Source organism: Streptomyces sp. NPDC004284 (assembly GCF_042874035.1).
GTDB lineage: Bacteria > Actinomycetota > Actinomycetes > Streptomycetales > Streptomycetaceae > Streptomyces.
Map to the genome: position 1 here is coordinate 41880 of NZ_JBIAMJ010000017.1, position 18329 is coordinate 60208.

Annotated in this window: 14 protein-coding genes; 10 read left to right on the forward strand and 4 right to left on the reverse strand. The window is 74.0% G+C overall.

Annotation, left to right across the window (positions count from 1 at the left end):
• Positions 1–67: 67 nt before the first annotated feature.
• The 3 genes from ACFYUS_RS31765 to ACFYUS_RS31775 form a co-directional block, all read right to left on the reverse strand.
• Complete coding sequence (locus tag ACFYUS_RS31765) at positions 68–3448, reverse strand: hypothetical protein (RefSeq protein WP_388859872.1); 3381 nt, start codon at positions 3446–3448, stop codon at positions 68–70.
• Between the two features lie 132 nt (positions 3449–3580).
• Complete coding sequence (locus ACFYUS_RS31770) at positions 3581–4732, reverse strand: trypsin-like serine protease (RefSeq protein WP_388859875.1); 1152 nt, start codon at positions 4730–4732, stop codon at positions 3581–3583.
• A gap of 354 nt (positions 4733–5086) precedes the next feature.
• Positions 5087–5602 carry a hypothetical protein gene (locus ACFYUS_RS31775; RefSeq protein WP_388859878.1) on the reverse strand — a complete coding sequence of 172 codons (516 nt, stop codon included), beginning with the start codon at positions 5600–5602 and terminating at the stop codon, positions 5087–5089.
• A gap of 338 nt (positions 5603–5940) precedes the next feature.
• Between ACFYUS_RS31775 and ACFYUS_RS31780 the strand changes: the two genes are divergently transcribed.
• From ACFYUS_RS31780 to ACFYUS_RS31810, 7 genes are all read left to right on the forward strand, one after another.
• Positions 5941–6846 carry an AraC family transcriptional regulator gene (locus ACFYUS_RS31780; RefSeq protein ID WP_388859881.1) on the forward strand — a complete coding sequence of 302 codons (906 nt, stop codon included), beginning with the start codon at positions 5941–5943 and terminating at the stop codon, positions 6844–6846.
• A 125-nt stretch (positions 6847–6971) separates the two neighbouring features.
• A complete protein-coding gene (locus ACFYUS_RS31785) occupies positions 6972–7763 on the forward strand; it encodes a TIGR03084 family metal-binding protein (RefSeq protein ID WP_388859884.1) in 792 nt (263 codons plus the stop codon).
• Complete coding sequence (locus ACFYUS_RS31790; RefSeq protein WP_388859886.1) at positions 7760–9487, forward strand: acyclic terpene utilization AtuA family protein; 1728 nt, start codon at positions 7760–7762, stop codon at positions 9485–9487. Before ACFYUS_RS31785 ends, ACFYUS_RS31790 begins: the two co-directional genes overlap by 4 nt.
• Complete coding sequence (locus tag ACFYUS_RS31795) at positions 9484–11082, forward strand: acyl-CoA carboxylase subunit beta (protein WP_388859889.1); 1599 nt, start codon at positions 9484–9486, stop codon at positions 11080–11082. The genes ACFYUS_RS31790 and ACFYUS_RS31795 overlap by 4 nt, the downstream gene beginning before the upstream one ends.
• 7 nt (positions 11083–11089) lie before the next feature.
• Complete coding sequence (locus ACFYUS_RS31800; RefSeq protein ID WP_388859892.1) at positions 11090–12964, forward strand: acetyl/propionyl/methylcrotonyl-CoA carboxylase subunit alpha; 1875 nt, start codon at positions 11090–11092, stop codon at positions 12962–12964.
• Entirely contained in the window at positions 12961–14094 is a 1134-nt protein-coding gene (locus ACFYUS_RS31805) for an acyl-CoA dehydrogenase family protein (protein ID WP_388859895.1), read from the forward strand. Before ACFYUS_RS31800 ends, ACFYUS_RS31805 begins: the two co-directional genes overlap by 4 nt.
• Positions 14095–14210: 116 nt before the next feature.
• On the forward strand, positions 14211–14699 hold the full coding sequence (locus ACFYUS_RS31810; protein ID WP_388859898.1) for a hypothetical protein: 489 nt from the start codon (positions 14211–14213) through the stop codon (positions 14697–14699).
• Here ACFYUS_RS31810 and ACFYUS_RS31815 read toward each other — a convergent pair.
• Positions 14629–15186 (reverse strand): hypothetical protein, encoded by a 558-nt coding sequence (locus tag ACFYUS_RS31815; RefSeq protein ID WP_388859901.1) that lies wholly within the window; start codon positions 15184–15186, stop codon positions 14629–14631. The two genes, ACFYUS_RS31810 and ACFYUS_RS31815, sit on opposite strands and share 71 nt — an antisense overlap.
• Before the next feature lie 205 nt (positions 15187–15391).
• Here ACFYUS_RS31815 and ACFYUS_RS31820 point away from each other — a divergent pair, with 205 nt between their 5' ends.
• From ACFYUS_RS31820 to ACFYUS_RS31830, 3 genes are read left to right on the forward strand one after another with little or no spacing between them, the layout of a single operon-like run.
• Positions 15392–16969 carry an AMP-binding protein gene (locus ACFYUS_RS31820; RefSeq protein WP_388859904.1) on the forward strand — a complete coding sequence of 526 codons (1578 nt, stop codon included), beginning with the start codon at positions 15392–15394 and terminating at the stop codon, positions 16967–16969.
• Positions 16966–17694 carry an enoyl-CoA hydratase family protein gene (locus ACFYUS_RS31825; protein WP_388859907.1) on the forward strand — a complete coding sequence of 243 codons (729 nt, stop codon included), beginning with the start codon at positions 16966–16968 and terminating at the stop codon, positions 17692–17694. The genes ACFYUS_RS31820 and ACFYUS_RS31825 overlap by 4 nt, the downstream gene beginning before the upstream one ends.
• The gene (locus tag ACFYUS_RS31830; RefSeq protein WP_388859910.1) at positions 17682–18329 is read left to right on the forward strand and encodes a TetR/AcrR family transcriptional regulator; all 648 of its coding nucleotides are present in this window, start codon (positions 17682–17684) and stop codon (positions 18327–18329) included. The genes ACFYUS_RS31825 and ACFYUS_RS31830 overlap by 13 nt, the downstream gene beginning before the upstream one ends.

The window sequence follows — 18329 nt, forward strand, 5'->3', positions numbered from 1 at the left end:
GGGCGATACCCGAAGCCGCGGGCCAGCGGCGCGCGTGCCGCCGGCCCGCGGGCAGGTCCCGGTGCCGTCAGTCGAACATGGAGCCGATCCAGCTGACGATCGGCGAGACGGCCTCGTGCGCCACCTCCGAGACCTGGGCGACGAGGTGGGCTCCCTTCGAGATCCCCTTCGCGGCGAGGCTGATCGTCTTGGACACGCCGAGCGTGGCGGCGCTCAGCGCCGCGATTCCCGCCTGCTTCCAGAACTCACCGCTGTCGAAGCCGTAAGCGATCCCGTAGAAGAACGCACTGGCCGCGTCGAGCATGGCGCCGCCGACACCGAGCCCGAAACCGACGGCCATGATGAGCGCACCGGCGGGCGGGAAGACCATGCCGACGCCGAGGCCGACGAGCCCGAGGCCGACTCCCGCGAACCCGACGACCATGCCGGCCGTGTGCAGGTGCTCGGCCCACCACTCGGCGCTCCCCGTCGCGGGCTGGTCGCCCCCGACGGTGTCGTAGGCCGGCGTGTCGCACTGGTTGGTGCCGGCCGCCTTGGCGGCCTCGGCCTCCGCGGCCGCCTGCCTGGCCGCCGCCGCGGCCTCGGCCTGCCGCTTCTGGCCCTCGATCTGCCAGGCCTGGCTGGCGGCGGCCGCGGCGGTGTCGCTGTCCTGGCCGGCCCGCAGTGCCGAGGCCCGGGCGGAGGCGGCCGAGCTCTGCGCGGCGTTGGCCGAGGCGACCGCGCTCCGCGCCGACTGGACGGCACGGGTGGCCGAGTAGTTCGCCGACCGTGCGGCGAGGCGGGCGTTGCGGGATGCCTCGGCGGCCCGGCCGGCGGAGGCCTGCGCGTCCTTGGCCGACTGCTCGGCACTGGTCGCCAGGGTGCTCGCCTGCTGGGCGTAGGCGGCGGACCGCTGGGCCGACGCCGTCGCCCTGTCCGCCCACTGGAGCGCCTCGGCGGCCGCGTCGCGCGCGGTGGCCGCGGCCTCCTGGGCGCGGGCGGCGTCCTCCTGCGCCGTGTGGGCGATCTTCGCGGCCGCGGCGATCGCGCCCTGCATGGCGGCGATGTGGGTGGCCGAGTCGAAGTCGAGCTGCGCGCTCTTGTGCTGCACCGCGGCGACGAAGTTGCGGCGCATCCACGCGGGAGCCTCCATCGCCGCCTGGGCGTGGGCCCTGACGTAGGGTCCTCCGGTCCTGAGGAGGGTCGCGGTGGCCACCGCGTCGTCCTCCTCCTGCGCCTTCTGGAAGCCGGCGGTGAGGAACTCGTACGCCGCCTCGGCGGTCCCGGCGTCCAGGGCCGCGTTCGCCGCCTTCCGCACCGCGGGGCCGGGGTTCTCGTCGAGTACGCGGGCGACCGCGACGCGGTTGTCCACGGCGGCGGCCTGGACGGCACCCGTGCCGAGGAACCGGCCGGCCGCGTCCGGGTCGGCGCCGTCGAGGGCGGCGGCCGCGGCGCGGGCGACGGCGGGGGTGGTGATCCGGGAGAGGAAGAGGACGGACTCCCGGTCGTCCTGCCGCTGGGCGATCTGCCGGTCGACGTCGATCCAGGTGTGGATCTCGGCCTCGGTCCCGGCCAGGGCGTACCGGGCGGCCTGCTGGGTCCAGCCGCTCCTGGACTCCATCAGGGCGAGGGCCGCCCTGCGGCCGAGGTCGGTGGCGCCCGCCGTGTCCCCCGCCCTGAGGGCCGATTCGGCCTGGGCGACGAGCTGCCTCGTGGCCTCGGAGGTCTGCTCGGCCTGGGTCCGCTTGCGGTCGTACGCGGCCCGTTCCTCCGCTTCGGCCTGCACGAGCAGGCGCATCTCCGCGACCGCCCGCTGGGTGTCCTCGTCCAGGCGCTGCCACTCCGCCTCGCGGGCCGCCTTCTCCACCTCGACGGCCCTGGCGACCGCGTCGGTGGCGGTGTTCGCGGCGTGGGTGGCCTCGTTGGCGAACTCGGTGGACTTGTTCGCGTACTCCACTGCCTGGCCGGCGTACTGGACCGCCCATTCCGCGGCCGCGGCGGCCTTCTCCGCGTGCCCGGCGGCGCTGTTCGCGGCGTCCCGGGCGGTGCGGGCGGCCGCCGTGGAGGTGTTCGCCAGGGCCTGCGCGGTCCCGGCGGCGTTGGTGGCGAGGGTGGCGTTGGCGCCGGCGATCTGGGCCTGGCGCTTGGCCTCGGCGGCGTCGGCCTGCGCCGCGCCGGCCGAGTTCGCGGCCTGCGCGGAGGCGCTCGCGGCGGCGGAGGCGTTGCGGGCCGCGGACGCGGCGGCGTCACCGGCGCTCGCGGCCTGCGCGGAGGCGTTGGAGGCGTAGTCGGCGGCCTGCGCCGCGCTCCGGGCCTTCGCCGCGGCGTTGCGGGCGGCGACGGCGGCGTCCTTGGCGGCGGACGCCTGGGAGGCGTCCTTGGACGCGGCGATCGCGGCCCGGTACGCCACCGCCGCGGCCGAGCCCGCGCTGGCCGCCGCCTGGCTCGCGGCCGCGGCGGCGTAGGAGGCGCGGCGGGATGCCTGGACGGCCGCGTGGGAGGCGTTGATCGCGACGCGCGAGGCGTCGGCCGCGCCCTTCGCGGCATCGCCGGCCTTGCGGGCCGCGCGGCCGGCGGCGGCGACGTCGTCCTGGGCCGCCTGTGCCTCGGCCGCGGCCTTCTCCGCCGCCTTCCTGGCGTCGGCCGCCGCCGCCACGGCGCGGGCGGCCGACTCCTCCGCCTGCTGCGTCTTCGCCTCGGCGATCTTTCCCTCGCGCTGGACGACGGCGACGAGTTCCTCGATCCTCACGCGCTCCTGGTCGCGCGCGCGGGCGATGTGCTGCCCGGTCTCCAGGAACCACGTGACGTCGTCGGCGGTGCCCGACAGGGCCCGGTCGGCGTACTTCTGCACCTCCGGGCCCGCCTGCACCATCAGCTTGGAGGTCTCGACGCGCATGTCCTCGAGGCGGGCCGTGAACTGGCCGTCCACCAGGAAGGTTTCGAGCGCCGGCCGGCCGCCGTCGCTCAGTGCGGCGTTGCCGGCCCGGTTCACGGCCTTGCCGCCCACGCTCATCACGGTGGCCGTGGCCACCCGCAGGTCCTCCGTGACGGAGGCCTGGAAGCCGCCGCCGAGGAACGCGGCGATGGCCGAGTCCCCGTCGTTCAGAGCGGCTTCGGTGTCACGGCGGGTGCCCCGGCCGGCCCCCACCAGGCCGCGCACGAGCGCGACGCGGTTGTCCTGTGCCGTTTCGCCGGCCAGCTGTGTCCCGAGGAACCTCTGCACGTCGGCGTCGGTTCCGGTGAGCGCGGCCGCCGCGGCGGCGCGGACGGCCCTGCCGCCGAGCAGCCAGGCCCTGACGACCTTCGCCCGCTCGGTGTCCGGAAGCAGGAACGGATCGCCGTCGGCCGGCGGGGCGTCGGCGGCCCAGGCGGCCAGCGGGTTGAGCACGAGGCTGGAGGTGGCGGCGACGGCCGTGGTGGCCGCGATGGCCTCCAGCACACGACGCCGACTCCAGTGAGTGGTGTCCAAGACGGTCCTTAGGGGTCAGCGCCCGGCCGGCCGCGCGAAGACACGACGGCGCCCGGCCGGACGGAGAGTCGGGGGGAGGAAAGGCCGCCCTCGGCACCGGCCGAGGGCGGCCTTTCCGGTGTGTCAGGACGTTCAGATCTTCCAGACCTGGTCGGCGTGCTGTGCGTCGCAGCCGATCTGGAGGAGGGGCGCCCCCCATTCCGGGGTGTTCCAGGGGACGTACATGCACTTGTCGGTGGCCGCGTTGCGGAGGGAGTAGCCGCCGCCGGGCGCCGGCTGGAGCTTCCACACCTGGTCGGCGAACTCCGGGTGGCAGTCGTACTGCCTGACGGGGACGCCGTCCTGCGGCGTGGCCGACGAGACCATGAGGCAGCGGTCGGTGTTGCGGTTGCGGATCTGGTAGCCGCCCTGGGCCGGCTCCAGCTTCCAGAGCTGGTCGGAGTACTGCGGGTCGCAGTCCACCTGCTGCGCCGGCGCCAGGTTCTCGGGGGTGCGCCAGCTGACGTACGCGCAGCGGTCGCTCAGCGCGTTGCGGATCGAGGCGGTCGTGAAGCGGACTTCCCGCAGCCAGTCGGCGAGGTCGTCGGTGCGGGTGGAGAGGGCGCCCGTACGGGTCTCGGTCGCGGGGGCTCCGAGGCAGCCGCCCTGCCAGGACCGGGAGTTGACCGCGACGATCTGACCGGATGCGTTCAGGAGCGGGGAGCCGGTGTCGCCCTTGCAGATCGCGTCGCCGCCCTTGCCGGTGACGGCGAGGGCGGTGGACGTGGCGGAGTCGAGGGTGAAGGTGCCGGTGTGGAGCTTGTTCGGCACCCACTCGGTCTTGGTGCGGCCGAAGCCGGCGGCGGTCAGCTCGGCACCGGTCGCCGGTGCCTCGGTGGCGAGAGGGGCGGGCGCGATCCCGGTGACCGGGGTGGCGAGTCGTACGAGCGCGGCGTCCCGGTCCGCGCGCGGTGCGACCTCGGTGACCTCGACCGCCTTGCCGTCGCCGAGCGTCGCGGTGGTCCTGAGGAACGGCTTGCCGGCCGGGACCGCGGTCCCCGGGGTGGCGGCGAAGCAGCTCGCGGCGGTCAGCACCCAGAAGCGGTCGACGAGGGCGCCCGTGCAGGCACGGAAGTCGGCCTCGTCGCCGAGGGTGAGCCGGACGGCGTACGGGTGCGTGCCGGCGGCGGCCTCGGGCCCCGACACCGCGACGGCGGGGGTGGCGGAGATCAGGGCCGTCGACAGCAGGGCGGTGGTGGCCAGCAGGCCGGAGATCCGCGCGGCGCGCGGGCGGAGTGCAGACACGTGGGTTCCTTCGATGGCAGGGCGCGGGCGCGGGGTCATGGCCTGGCGAGCGCCGTCGCGCGGGTCGGCTCGTCGACCGACGGGTTCAAGGAGTGGTGCGGGGGCGGCCGTACGGGCGTCCGGCGGTGCGGGGTCGTCGTACGGCGCCCGGCGGTGCGGGGTCGTCGTACGGCGCCCGGCGGTGCGGGGTCGTCGTACGGCGCCCGGCGGTGCGGGGTCGTCGTACGGGTGTCCGGCGGTGCGGGGGCGTCGTACGGCGCCCGGCGGTGCGGGGTCGTCGTACGGGTGTCCGGCGGTGCGGGGGCGTCGTACGGCGTCCGGCGGTGCGGGGTCGTCGTACGGCGCCCGGCGGTGTCATCCGGACGTGCGGATCTCCATGAGCATGAAGTCGCGGCCCAGTTCGTCGGCGCTCTCGCCGACCGGCGTCCAGGCGTTCTTGTTCACGTCGAAGGTCTTCTCTTCGGTCCCCGTGGTCATGTCGACCCGCGTCGTGTAGCCGTTGCCCTTGACCGCGAAGACCGCGGGTATCTCCATGGTCAGCCAGCCGGTGGTGCCGGTGACGCGGAAGCAGATCTTGTCGTTCGCGCGGGACCAGACCTCCAGCAGATCGGTCGCGCTCGCGCAGTCGGCGAGCGTGATGTGCCCGTCTCCGCGCTTCAGCTTGATGCCCCGGTCGGCGAGGATCCTGTCGGCGTTCGGGTAGCCGAAGTCCTCGATCGCGTAGCCGGGACCCTCGTCGGCGACCGCCGCCATCGCGGACGAGGGCACCTGGGCGGGCGAGGGGGAGATGCCGCCGACCGCGAGCCATGCCAGGGCGCCCGCGCCCAGGGTCGCGCCGACATTGCGGAGCAATTTCTTGTACGTCTTCAAGGCTGTCCTCGTCGTCGCTTCGGACCGATGCGCCGACTCTTCCAATTCCGGGCGGCCACGGCATTGGCGAGCGGTGCACGGTTTCTTGACGGACGGTCGACGCCGGGGCTGCCGACGCACAGCCGCACAGGAAGGTTGAATTCCGGATTGCGATGACGGGGCGAGCGGGAGGAATCGTCCGGATCACCGCTCCCCGACGGCCTGCCGGCGGCCATCGCACACGGAGATCCTTGCAGCGGATCATCCCGCCCGTGTAGACCCTGAGCATGCTTCCCGAGAGGACATTCCGCAGTTCCGCATTACCGCCTGCCGACCGCTTCGAGTCCTGGCGGACCGTCATGTCGGAGACGCACGCGCCCATGGACCTGTGGACCGAGAACGCCGACGATTTCCGGGTCAGCCAACGAAACATCTCGCTGGGCGAGGTGACCGTCTATCCCCTGGAATGCAATCCCCTCACCTTCCGCCGCACGCCGAAGCTGATAAGGAAGTCGGACCCCGAGGCGTATCACCTGTCGCTCGTCAAGCGCGGGACCGGGGTGGTCGCCATGGGTGGGGAATCGCGCGTGCACGGCGCCTTCGACTACCACACCAGTGATACCTCGCGCCCGTTCGAAATCAGTTCCGTACGGGAGCCGTTCGAGCTCATCGGCGTCGAGATACCCAAGGCCCTCCTGCCGATGCCCCCGCGTATCGCCGGTCAGGTCATCGGCGGGCGCATCTCGTCCCGGGACGGCATGGGGGGCCTGCTCGCCACGTTCCTGGACCAGGTGACGAGCTCCAGCCACACCTATCAGCCGTCGGACGGCCCGCGCCTGAGCGGCGTCCTCGCCGACCTCGTCGCCTCGCTCTTCGCCGGCGTCCTCGACGCCGACCGCTCCCTGCCCCCGGAGACGCACCGACGCGCCCTGACGCTCCGCATCAAGGCCTTCATCCGGAGCAATGCCGACGACCCGCAGCTGGACGTCCCCGCGATCGCCGCCGCGCACCACATCTCCGTCAGCTACCTCCACCGTCTGTTCCAGCGGGAAGGCGGCGGAGTGACGGCCGCGGGCTTCCTGCAGCGGCAACGCCTCTCGCGAGCCCGCCGGGACCTGGCCGACCCCCTGTGCCAGGGGCTGCCCGTGCAGGTCATCGGCGCCCGGCGCGGCTTCAGCCACGCGTCCGCGTTCAGCAGGGCGTTCCGCGAGGCGTACGGCATGCCGCCCGCGGCGTTCCGCAGGCAGTGCCTCGGCCTCCGGTGAGCGGGGATCTCGGCGCGCGACCGCTCCGGAACCGAACCAAGCAAGCACGCTTGATTGTTTCTGGTCGCGCTGGCATGCTCCTCCGCGAAGGCCCGTGACCGCCCGTCCCCCGAGGGGAGCGCACCGTGTCCGACCCCGTCGACGTCCTCGACGACCTGCGCGAGGAGAGCGAGGAACTCGACTCTCTCGTCGGAGAGTTGAGCGAGGAGCAGTGGAGGGCCGAGACTCCCGCCCCCGGCTGGACCATCGCCCACCAGATCGCCCACCTCGCCTGGACCGACCGGGCCGCCCTCCTCGCCGCCACCGACGCCGAGGCCTTCGCCGCCGAGGCCGAGAAGGCCCTCACGGCCCCGGACCGCTTCGTCGACGAGGGCGCGGAGGAGGGCGCGGCGCTGCCGCCCGCCGAGCTCCTCGCCCGCTGGCGGACCGGCCGCGAGCAGCTCCAGGAGGCCCTGCGCGCGGTCCCGTCCGGCGCCAGGTTCCCCTGGTACGGGCCGCCGATGAGTGCCCCCGCCATGGCCACCGCCCGGCTGATGGAGACCTGGGCGCACGGCCAGGACGTCGCCGACGCCCTCGGGGCCGTCCGCACGCCGACCGCCCGCCTCCGGCACGTCGCCTGGATCGGCCACCGCGCCCGCGACTACGCCTTCCTCGTACGGGGCGTCCCGGCGCCCGCCGAGCCGTTCCGCGTCGAACTCGTCTCCCCCGACGGCCGGTTGTGGACGTACGGCCCCGAGGGCGCCGCCCAGAAGGTCACCGGGCCGGCCCTCGACTTCTGCCTCCTCGTCACCCAGCGCGTCCACCGCGACGACACCGCCCTGGTCGCCGACGGCGAGGACGCCGAGCGCTGGCTCGGGATCGCCCAGGCCTTCGCGGGCCCGGCGGGCGGCGGCCGCACTCCCGGGGAGGCCTCGTGAAGAGCGTCCTCCGCGTCGGCAACGCCTCCGGCTTCTACGGCGACCGCTTCGACGCCGTCCGCGAGATGCTCACCGGCGGCGAACTCGACGTCCTCACCGGCGACTACCTCGCCGAACTGACCATGCTCATCCTCGGCCGCGACCAGCTCAAGGACCCCACGGCCGGGTACGCGAAGACCTTCCTGCGCCAGATGGAGGAGGGCCTCGGCCTCGCCCACGAGCGCGGCGTCCGGATCGTCGCGAACGCGGGCGGCCTCAACCCCGCCGGCCTCGCCGACGCCCTCCGCGCCCTCGCCGCGAAGCTCGGCCTGCCGACCCGGATCGCCCACGTCGAGGGCGACCTGCTGCCGCCGCGGCAAGGCGCGCTGACCGCCAACGCCTACCTCGGCGGCGCCGGCATCGCCGCCTGCCTCGCCGCCGGCGCCGACGTCGTCGTCACCGGCCGGGTCACCGACGCCGCCCTCGTCACCGGGCCCGCGCAGTGGCACTTCGGCTGGGGCCCGGAGGCGTACGACGAACTGGCGGGCGCGGTCGTCGCCGGGCACGTCCTGGAGTGCGGCACCCAGGCCACCGGCGGCAACTACGCCTTCTTCCGGGGCCACGACGTGCGCCGCCCCGGCTTCCCGGTCGCCGAACTCCACGCCGACGGCTCCTCCGTCATCACCAAGCACCCGGGGACGGGCGGCCTCGTCGACACCGGCACGGTCACCGCCCAGCTCCTCTACGAGACGGCCGGCGCCCGCTACCCCGGCCCCGACGTGACCGCCCGCCTGGACTCCGTACGGCTCACCCAGGAGGGCCCCGACCGGGTCCGTGTCGAAGGCGTCCGGGGAGAGGCCCCGCCCCCCACCCTCAAGGCCGGCCTCAGCAGGCTCGGCGGCTTCCGCAACGAGGTCGTCTTCGTCCTCACCGGCCTCGACGTCGACGCCAAGGCGGCCCTCCTCCAGGAGCAGATCGCCGACGCGTTCGCCACGTCGAAGCCCTCCGAGGTCCGTTGGGAACTCGCCCGCACCGACCGCCCCGACGCGGCCACCGAGGAGACCGCGAGCGCCCTGCTCCGCCTCGTCGTCCGCGACCGGGACCCCGAGAAGGTCGGCCGCACCGTCACCGGGGCCGCCATCGAGCTGGCCCTCGCGAGCTACCCCGGCTTCCACGTCACCGCCCCGCCCGGCAAGGGCGCCCCCTACGGGGTCTTCGAGGCGGCGTACGTACCGGCCGGGGAGGTCCCGCACACGGCCGTCCTCCCCGACGGGACCCGCCGGGAACTCCCCGTGCCCCCGAAGACCCGCGAGCTGGAACCCGTACCCGACCCGGACCTCCCGCCGCCGCTCCCCGAGGGGCCCGTCCGGAGGGCGCCCCTCGGCCTGATCGCCGGGGCCCGCAGCGGCGACAAGGGCGGCGACGCGAACGTCGGCGTCTGGGTCCGCACGGAGGAGGAGTGGCGCTGGCTGGCCCACACCCTCACGGTGGAGAAGGTCGGGGAACTCCTCCCGGAGACGGCCGGCCTGACCGTCACCCGGCACCTCCTCCCCCACCTCCGCGCGGTCAACTTCACGATCGCCGGGATCCTCGGCGAAGGCGTCGCCTCCCAGGCCCGCTTCGACCCCCAGGCCAAGGCCCTCGGGGAATGGCTCCGCTCCCGCCACCTCGACATTCCGACGGCCCTGCTGCCCGACGTACCGGCCGCCGCCCTCCCGCCCGACGTACCGGAGGAAAACCAGTGACCGTCCTCGCCTCCGCCCTCGACACCGACGGACCCGACCACCAGGCCCATCGCGCCGCGATGGAGGAGAAGCTCGCCGCCCTCGAAGCCGAGCACGCCAAGGCCCTCGCCGGCGGCGGCGAGAAGTACACCGCCCGCCACCGGAAGCGCGGCAAGCTCCTCGCCCGCGAGCGCATCGAGCTGCTCGTCGACCCCGACAGCCCCTTCCTCGAACTGTCGCCGCTCGCCGCCTGGGGCAGCGACTACGCCGTAGGGGCCTCCCTGGTGACCGGCATCGGGGTCGTCGAGGGCGTGGAGTGCCTGATCACCGCCAACGACCCGACCGTGCGCGGCGGCGCCTCCAACCCGTGGACCCTGAAGAAGGCGCTGCGGGCCAACGAGATCGCCTTCGCCAACCGGCTGCCCGTCATCTCGCTCGTCGAGTCCGGCGGTGCCGACCTGCCCTCCCAGAAGGAGATCTTCATCCCGGGCGGGGCGCTCTTCCGCGACCTCACCCGCCTCTCCGCCGCCGGCATCCCGACCGTCGCGGTCGTCTTCGGCAACTCGACGGCCGGCGGCGCGTACGTCCCCGGCATGTCCGACCACACCGTCATGATCAAGGAGCAGTCGAAGGTCTTCCTCGGCGGACCGCCGCTCGTGAAGATGGCGACGGGCGAGGAGAGCGACGACGAGTCCCTCGGCGGCGCCGAGATGCACGCCCGGACCTCCGGCCTCGCCGACCACTACGCCGTCGACGAGGCCGACGCGATCCGCCAGGCCCGTCGGATCGTCGCCCGCCTCAACCACCGCAAGCACCACGCGGACCCCGGGCCGGTCGAACCCCCCAGGTACGACCCGGAGGAACTCCTCGGGATCGTCCCCGGCGACCTCAAGACCCCCTTCGACCCGCGCGAGGTGATCGCCCGGCTCGTCGACGGCTCGGACTTCGACGAGTTCAAGCCGCTGTACGGGACCTCGCTGACCACGGGCTGGGCCCGTCTCCACGGCTACCCGGTCGGCATCCTCGCCAACGCGCAGGGCGTCCTCTTCTCCGCCGAGTCGCAGAAGGCCGCCCAGTTCATCCAGCTCGCCAACCAGCGCGACATCCCGCTCGTCTTCCTCCACAACACCACCGGCTACATGGTCGGCAAGGAGTACGAGCAGGGCGGCATCATCAAGCACGGCGCGATGATGATCAACGCGGTGTCGAACTCCCGCGTGCCTCACCTGAGCGTCCTCATGGGGGCCTCGTACGGCGCCGGGCACTACGGCATGTGCGGCCGTGCCTACGACCCGCGCTTCCTCTTCGCCTGGCCGAGCGCGAAGTCCGCCGTCATGGGCCCGCAGCAGCTCGCCGGGGTCCTCTCCATCGTGGCCCGCGCGAGCGCCGCCGCGAAGGGGCAGCCGTACGACGACGAGGCCGACGCCGGTCTGCGCGCCCTGGTGGAGGCCCAGATCGAGTCCGAGTCCCTGCCGATGTTCCTCTCCGGCCGGCTCTACGACGACGGGGTCATCGACCCCCGCGACACCCGCACGGTCCTCGGACTGTGCCTCTCCGCGATCCACACGGCACCGGTCGAGGGCGCGCGCGGCGGCTTCGGCGTCTTCCGAATGTGAGGCACTGATGATCAAGACCGTACTGGTCGCGAACCGGGGCGAGATCGCCTGCCGGGTCTTCCGCACCTGCCGTGACCTGGGCATCTCCACCGTCGCCGTGTACTCCGACGCGGACGCCGGCGCGCTGCACGTCCGGGAGGCCGACGCGGCGGTACGGCTGCCGGGGGCCGCGCCCTCGGAGACGTACCTGCGCGGCGACCTCGTCGTGGCGGCCGCGCTCGCGGCGGGCGCCGACGCCGTCCACCCCGGCTACGGCTTCCTCTCCGAGAACGCCGGCTTCGCGCGCGCCGTGACCGCCGCCGGCCTGCTCTGGATCGGCCCGCCGCCGGAGGCCATCGAGGCGATGGCGTCGAAGACCCGCGCGAAGGAACTCCTCGGGATCGAGCCCCTGCGGGAGGTGAAGGAGGCCGACCTGCCCGTCCTGGTGAAGGCGGCGGCGGGCGGCGGCGGCCGGGGCATGCGGATCGTGCGCGAACTGTCCTCCCTGGAAGGTGAGTTGCGGGCGGCTTCCGCCGAGGCGGCGAGCGCGTTCGGCGACGGCGAGGTCTTCGTCGAGCCGTACGTGGAGAACGGCCGCCACGTCGAGGTGCAGCTCCTCTGCGACACCCACGGCACCGTCTGGGCGCTCGGCACCCGCGACTGCTCCCTCCAGCGCCGGCACCAGAAGGTGATCGAGGAGGCCCCGGCGCCCGGCCTGCCCGCCGCGCTCCTCGACGAGCTGTACGAGCAGTCGACGGCCGCCGCGAAGGCCGTCGGCTACGTCGGCGCGGGCACGGTCGAGTTCCTCGTCGCGGACGGCCGGGCGCACTTCCTGGAGATGAACACCCGACTCCAGGTCGAGCACCCGGTGACGGAGGAGGTGTGCGGCGTCGACCTCGTCGCCCTCCAGCTCGCCGTCGCCGAGGGCCACGCCCTGCCCCCCGAGCCCCCGGCCCCGCGCGGCCACGCCGTCGAGGCCCGGCTCTACGCCGAGGACCCGGCGCGGGGCTGGGCCCCGCAGACCGGCGTCCTCCACCGCTTCGAGGTCCCGGGGGGCGTGCGCGTCGACACCGGATACGCCTCAGGGGACACGATCGGCGTCCACTACGACCCGATGCTCGCGAAGGTGATCGTCCACGCGGAGACCCGCGAGGCCGCCCTCCGCAAGCTCGCGCACGCCCTGGAGCGGGCGGTGGTCCACGGCCCGGTCACCAACAGGAACCTTCTGGTGGCCTCGCTCGGACACCCCGACTACAGCTCGGGGGAGGCTCTGGACACGGGCTTCTACGACCGCAACCTGCCCGAGCTGACGACCCCGGCGCAGGGCGAGGAGTACGCGGCGGTGGCGGCGGCGATCGCCCGTGCCGCGGCCGGCACCGGCCGTTTCGGCGGCGGCTGGCGCAACCTCCGCTCGCAGGACGAGACGCGGACGTACGGGGACCACGAGATCCGCTACCGGCCGACACGAGGCGGAGGCTACGAGGTCACGTCCCCGGAGGGCGTACGGGTGGTGGCCGCGAGGCCCGACTCGGTGAGCCTCGAAGTGGCGGGAGTGGTACGGCACTTCGAGATCGCGACGTACGACGGAACGGTCCACGCGGGCGTCCACCGCCTCGCCGTCCGCCCCCGCTTCACCGACCCGCGCGAGCAGTCGGCCCCCGGCTCCCTGCTCGCCCCGATGCCCGGCACCGTCGTCCGGGTCGCGGACGGCCTCGCCGTCGGCGACCGGGTCACCGCCGGGCAGCCGCTCCTCTGGCTGGAGGCCATGAAGATGGAGCACCGCGTCATCGCCCCCGCCTCCGGCACGCTCACCGCGCTCCACGCCGCCCCCGGCCGCCAGGTCGAGGTCGGCGCCCTGCTAGCCGTCGTACGGACCGAAGCACAGGAGGAAGTCCCCGCATGAGCACCCTCATCGAGTCCCCCGAGCACACCGCCCTCCGCGCCGCCGTCTCCGCGCTGGGCCACCGCCACGGCCCCGGCTTCGAACGGGCCGAACTCTGGGCGGAGGCGGGCAAGCTCGGCTACCTGGGCGTGAACCTCCCCGAGGAGTACGGGGGCGGGGGCGGCGGCATGGCCGAGCTGTCGATCGTCCTGGAGGAGGCCGGCGCGGCCGGCGCGCCGCTCCTGATGATGGTCGTCTCGCCCGCGATCTGCGGCACGGTCATCGCCCGCTTCGGCACCGAGGAGCAGAAGCGGACCTGGCTCCCGGGCCTCGCGGACGGCTCGAAGACGATGGCGTTCGGCATCACGGAACCCGACGCGGGCTCGAACTCGCACCGCATCACGACCACGGCCACCCGCACCGAGGAGGGCTGGGTCCTCAACGGCCGCAAGGTCTTCGTCTCGGGCGTCGACATCGCCGACGCGACGCTCATCGTGGGCCGCACGTCCGACGCCCGCACGGGCAGCCTCAAGCCCTGCCTCTTCATCGTCCCGCGCGACGCCCCCGGCTTCGGCCGCCGCCACATCGAAATGGAACTGAACGCCGACGAGAAGCAGTTCGAACTGACCCTCGACGACGTCCACCTCCCCTACGAAGCCCTGGTGGGCGACGAGGACGCGGGCCTCCTCCAGCTCTTCGCGGGCCTCAACCCCGAGCGGATCATGACCGCCGCCTTCGCGATCGGCATGGGCCGCTTCGCCCTCGCGCGGGCGGTCACGTACGCGAAGGAGCGCCAGGTCTGGAAGGCCCCCATCGGCGCCCACCAGGCCATCGCGCACCCCCTCGCCCAGGCGCACATCGAACTGGAGCTGGCCCGCCTGATGATGGCGAAGGCCGCGGCCCTCTACGACGCGGGCGACGACATGGGCGCGGGCGAGGCCGCGAACATGGCGAAGTACGCGGCGGCCGAGGCGTGCGTGAGGGCCGTCGACACCTCGGTCCACACCCTCGGCGGCAACGGCCTCACCAAGGAGTTCGGCCTGGCCCGCCTGATCACGGCGGCCCGGGTGGCCCGGATCGCCCCCGTCAGCCGGGAGATGATCCTGAACTTCGTCTCCCACCAGACCCTCGGCCTGCCCAAGTCGTACTGATGCCCACCGCGTGGCACCCCGGTATGACACGCCACTTGGCTCCGGGGTGTGACGACGCCTGCGGAGAGGGGGCGTGAGAGTACGGGCATCCGCAGAACGACGCGAGGAGCCCGCAGATGCCCCCGATCCGCCGCACCGCCCTCACCGCCGCCCGCGCCTTCCTGGCCCTGCCGGTCGGCCTCGTGGCGGTGGCCCTGACCCTGACCGGCCGGCCCGCCCGCGCCGCCCGCCTCCAGGCCCGGTGCGCGGGCGGCCGGGGGTGGACGGGCGGCCGGGTGCTCGGCCGGGCCCTCCTCGGCCTGCCGCTGGACACGACGGCCTTCGTCCTGGTCGGCTACGCCCTCTTCAACTCGGTCCGCAACTTCGGCTACCCGCTCTGGTACCTGGACGCCGACTACCACCAGGCCTGGGGCGGCCCGACCATGGCCGGCGTCTGGACCGTCCACGCCACCGGCTGGCTCCTCTGCCTGGCGCTCCTCCTCCACTGGCCGGTCCGCTGGCTGTACCGGGGCCAACAGGCCCTGAACCGGCGCGTCACGGGCGCCCGACGGCCCCCGGCGCAGCCGGTGCGGCCCGCACCGGCACTCGCCGCAGCTCCCCGTTGACGAGGATCAGCGCCGTCAGGACGGCCAGCATGGCCCCGGGGACCGCCAACGACCCCCGCCGGCTGCTCTCCTCCAGCTCCTCGTACTCCTGCCGGCCGATCTCGACCGTGCCCCGGTTCCCCCGGGAGGTCTCGAAGGCGTAGTACCGGCCTTCCCGGACGCCGGAGCTCTGCCGGCTGCTGTCGGTGGCCACGTCGGCGAAGGCGGTCACGGCCGCCACGACGACCAGGGCGCCGACGGCCCACTGCACCCGGCCCGGCAGGCACCGGAAGGCCGGCCACTGCATGCTGCGTTCGTCACCGCTCAGGAAGCCCTCGGCCACGGTCCAGGCCCCGAGCGGGAACAGGACGGCGAAGGCGACGCCCATCAGAACCTCGTCCGAGGGCAGCGGAAGCCTCCCCGGCAGCAGCGTCAGCAGAGCCGCCAGCACCATCAGCGCGCTCATCCCGCCCGCGAGAGCGGCAAGAACCTTGAACCTCGTTCTCATCGCGGCATCCTCGCAGCCCGGTGGATCCGTGCACATGGCCCGTCCCCGGCAGCGTCGCCCCGCTCCTGCCTGCCGGAAACCCGAGAACCATGCAAGCATGCTTGATTGTTTTCCGGGGTACTGACAAGGTCTGGTCGGGGTCTCCCCAAGTCCCGCCCGCAGCAGCGATCCTGGCGATCACCTTCCACCTCTCCAGGGGGCCAGCATGGTGTTCCACAGCGCGTACGAGCCCGTCCCCACCGTCTCCCTCCCCATCCACGACGCCGTCCTCGGGCGGGCCGCCGAGTGGGCCGACACGCCCGCGCTGATCGACGGGGCCGGGGGGCTCAGCCTCACGTACGGGCAGGTGGACGCGTTCCACCGGCGCGTCGCCGCGGGGCTCGCGGGGGCAGGGGTGCGGAAGGGGGACGTGGTCGCCCTGCACAGCCCCAACACGGTGCTGTTCCCGATCGCTTTCTACGCCGCCACGCGCGCGGGTGCGGCGGTCACGACCGTGCACCCGCTCGCCACGCCCGAGGAGTTCGCCAAGCAGCTGCGGGACTCGTCCGCGCGGTGGATCGTGACCGTGTCCCCGCTGCTCGCCTCGGCCCGCGCGGCGGCCGAACTCGCGGGCGGGGTCGAGGAGATCTTCGTCTGCGACCGGGCGGAGGAGGCGGAGGGGGTGCGGTCGCTCCAGGACTTCCTCGGGGGCGACGGGCCCGTGCCCGAGGTCGACGTCGATCCCGTACGGGACGTGGCGGCCCTCCCGTACTCCTCCGGCACCACCGGCGTGCCCAAGGGCGTCATGCTCACGCACGCCTCCATCGCCACCAATCTGGCGCAGCTGGAGCCCGTCATACCCATGGGGCCCGGCGACCGGATCCTCGCCGTGCTCCCGTTCTTCCACATCTACGGGCTGACCGCCCTCATGAACGCGCCCCTCCGCTCCGGCGCCACCGTCGTCGTCCTGCCCCGCTTCGAGCTCGACACCTTCCTCGGGGCCATCCAGGAGCACCGGATCAACGGGCTGTACGTGGCGCCGCCGATCGTCCTCGCGCTCGCCAAGCATCCGGCCGTCGCCGCGTACGACCTGTCCTCGCTGGAGTACATCGTCAGCGCCGCCGCCCCGCTCGACGCGGCCCTCGCCGAGGCCTGTTCGGCGCGGCTCGGGCTGCCGCCGGTCAGCCAGGCGTACGGGATGACGGAGCTGTCCCCGGGCACCCACGTCGTCCCGCTCGACGTGCCGGCGCCGCCGCCCGGGACCGTCGGGAGGCTGCTGCCGTCCACCGAGATGCGGATCCTCTCCCTCGAAGACCCGGAGAAGGACGCGGGGCCGGGGGAGGAGGGGGAGATCGCCATCCGGGGGCCGCAGGTCATGAAGGGGTACCTGGGGCGGCCCGAGGCCACCGCCGGGATGATCGACGCCGACGGGTGGGTGCACACCGGGGACATCGGGCGGGTCGACGGGGACGGCTGGCTGTTCGTCGTCGACCGGGTGAAGGAGCTCATCAAGTACAAGGGGTTCCAGGTGGCGCCCGCCGAGCTCGAAGCGCTGCTCCTCACCCACGAGGGCGTCGCCGACGCCGCCGTCGTCGGCGTCACCGACGAGGACGGCACCGAGATCCCCAAGGCCTACGTCGTCCGCCAGCCCACCGCGCCCGGCCTCACCGCCGAGGAGGTCATCGCGCACGTCGCCGCGCGGGTCTCCCCGTACAAGAAGGTCCGGGCCGTGGAGTTCATCGACACCGTCCCCCGGGCAGCGTCCGGGAAGATCCTCCGCAGAGAGTTGAGGGACCGCACGTGACTCTGATCCGCATCTCCGAGGAGCGGGGCGTCACCACCCTCGCCCTGGACTCCCCGGCCACCCGCAACGCGCTCTCCGCCCCGCTCGTCACCGAGCTCGCCGACGCGCTCACCGCCTGCGGCAAGGACCCTTCCGTACGGGCGGTCGTCCTCACCCACACCGGCTCCACGTTCAGCGCGGGCGCCGACCTGAAGGCCCCGCCCAGCCCGTACGCCTTCGTCGACCTGCTCCGGCAGATCGTCGAGCTGCCGAAACCCGTCGTCGCCCACGTCACCCCCGGCAGCCGCACCCGCGCCGGCGGCCTCGGGCTGCTCGGCGCGGCCGACATCGTGCTCGCGGGGGAGGGGGCCGACTTCGCGCTCACGGAGGTGCGGATCGGGGTGGCGCCCGCCGTCATCTCCCTCACCCTGCTGCCGCGCCTCGAACCGCGCGCGGCCGCCCGGCACTACCTGACGGGCGAGCGGTTCGGGGTCCGGGAAGCCGTCGCGATGGGCCTCGTGACCGCTGGGGCGGAGGAGCTCGACACCGTCCTCGACTCCCTCCGCGCCGCCTCCCCGCAGGGCCTGCGGGAAGCGAAACGACTGGTCACCGCTAGAGTCCTGGAGACCTTCGAACGTGACGCGGAGGACCTCGTGCAGAGGTCGGCCACGCTCTTCGCCTCCGCCGAGGCGCGCGAGGGGATGACGGCCTTCCTCGAACGACGGGACCCCGCATGGCGGCTCTGACCACGCAGAATCAGCCGAAGCCGGACGGGACCTCCAAGCCCGACCGGACGGCCAAGCCGGAACGGAACCCCAAGCAGGACCGGAGCCGCGCCACCCGGCAGCGGCTCCTGGAGGCCGCCGTGTCCTGCCTCGCCGAGCACGGCTGGGCGGGCTCCACGGTCGCCGTCGTCGCCGAACGCGCCGGCGTCTCCCGGGGCGCCGCCCAGCACCACTTCCCGACCCGCGAGGACCTGTTCACGGCCGCCGTCGAGTACGTCGCGGAGGAACGCTCCCAGGCCCTGCGGGCGGTTCCCGCGGACGACCGCGAACAGGCCGTCGCCGCCCTCGTCGGCCTCTACACCGGGCCCCTCTTCCGGGCCGCGCTCCACCTGTGGGTCGCCGCCTCCGGCGAGGAGCAGCTCCGCGAGCGGGTCACCGAGCTGGAGGCCCGCGTCGGCCGCGAGTCCCACCGCGTCGCCGTCGAGGTCCTGGGCGCCGACGAGTCCCGTCCCGGCGTCCGCGAGACCGTCCAGGGCCTCCTGGACATGGCCCGCGGCCTGGGCCTCGCCACCCTCCTCACGGACGACCGCGCCCGCCGGGAACGCGTGGTGTCCCAGTGGGCGCGGCTGGTGAGCGAGGCGCTCTCGGAGCACTGA

Excerpts from the sequence above, each read along its gene's own strand:
- ACFYUS_RS31780 (WP_388859881.1), top strand. The coding sequence starts at position 5,941 with ATGTCGGAGACGCACGCGCCCATGGACCTGTGGACCGAGAACGCCGAC.
- ACFYUS_RS31800 (WP_388859892.1), top strand. The coding sequence starts at position 11,090 with ATGATCAAGACCGTACTGGTCGCGAACCGGGGCGAGATCGCCTGCCGG.
- ACFYUS_RS31805 (WP_388859895.1), top strand. The coding sequence starts at position 12,961 with ATGAGCACCCTCATCGAGTCCCCCGAGCACACCGCCCTCCGCGCCGCC.
- ACFYUS_RS31810 (WP_388859898.1), top strand. The coding sequence starts at position 14,211 with ATGCCCCCGATCCGCCGCACCGCCCTCACCGCCGCCCGCGCCTTCCTG.
- ACFYUS_RS31815 (WP_388859901.1), bottom strand. The coding sequence starts at position 15,186 with ATGAGAACGAGGTTCAAGGTTCTTGCCGCTCTCGCGGGCGGGATGAGC.
- ACFYUS_RS31820 (WP_388859904.1), top strand. The coding sequence starts at position 15,392 with ATGGTGTTCCACAGCGCGTACGAGCCCGTCCCCACCGTCTCCCTCCCC.
- ACFYUS_RS31830 (WP_388859910.1), top strand. The coding sequence starts at position 17,682 with ATGGCGGCTCTGACCACGCAGAATCAGCCGAAGCCGGACGGGACCTCC.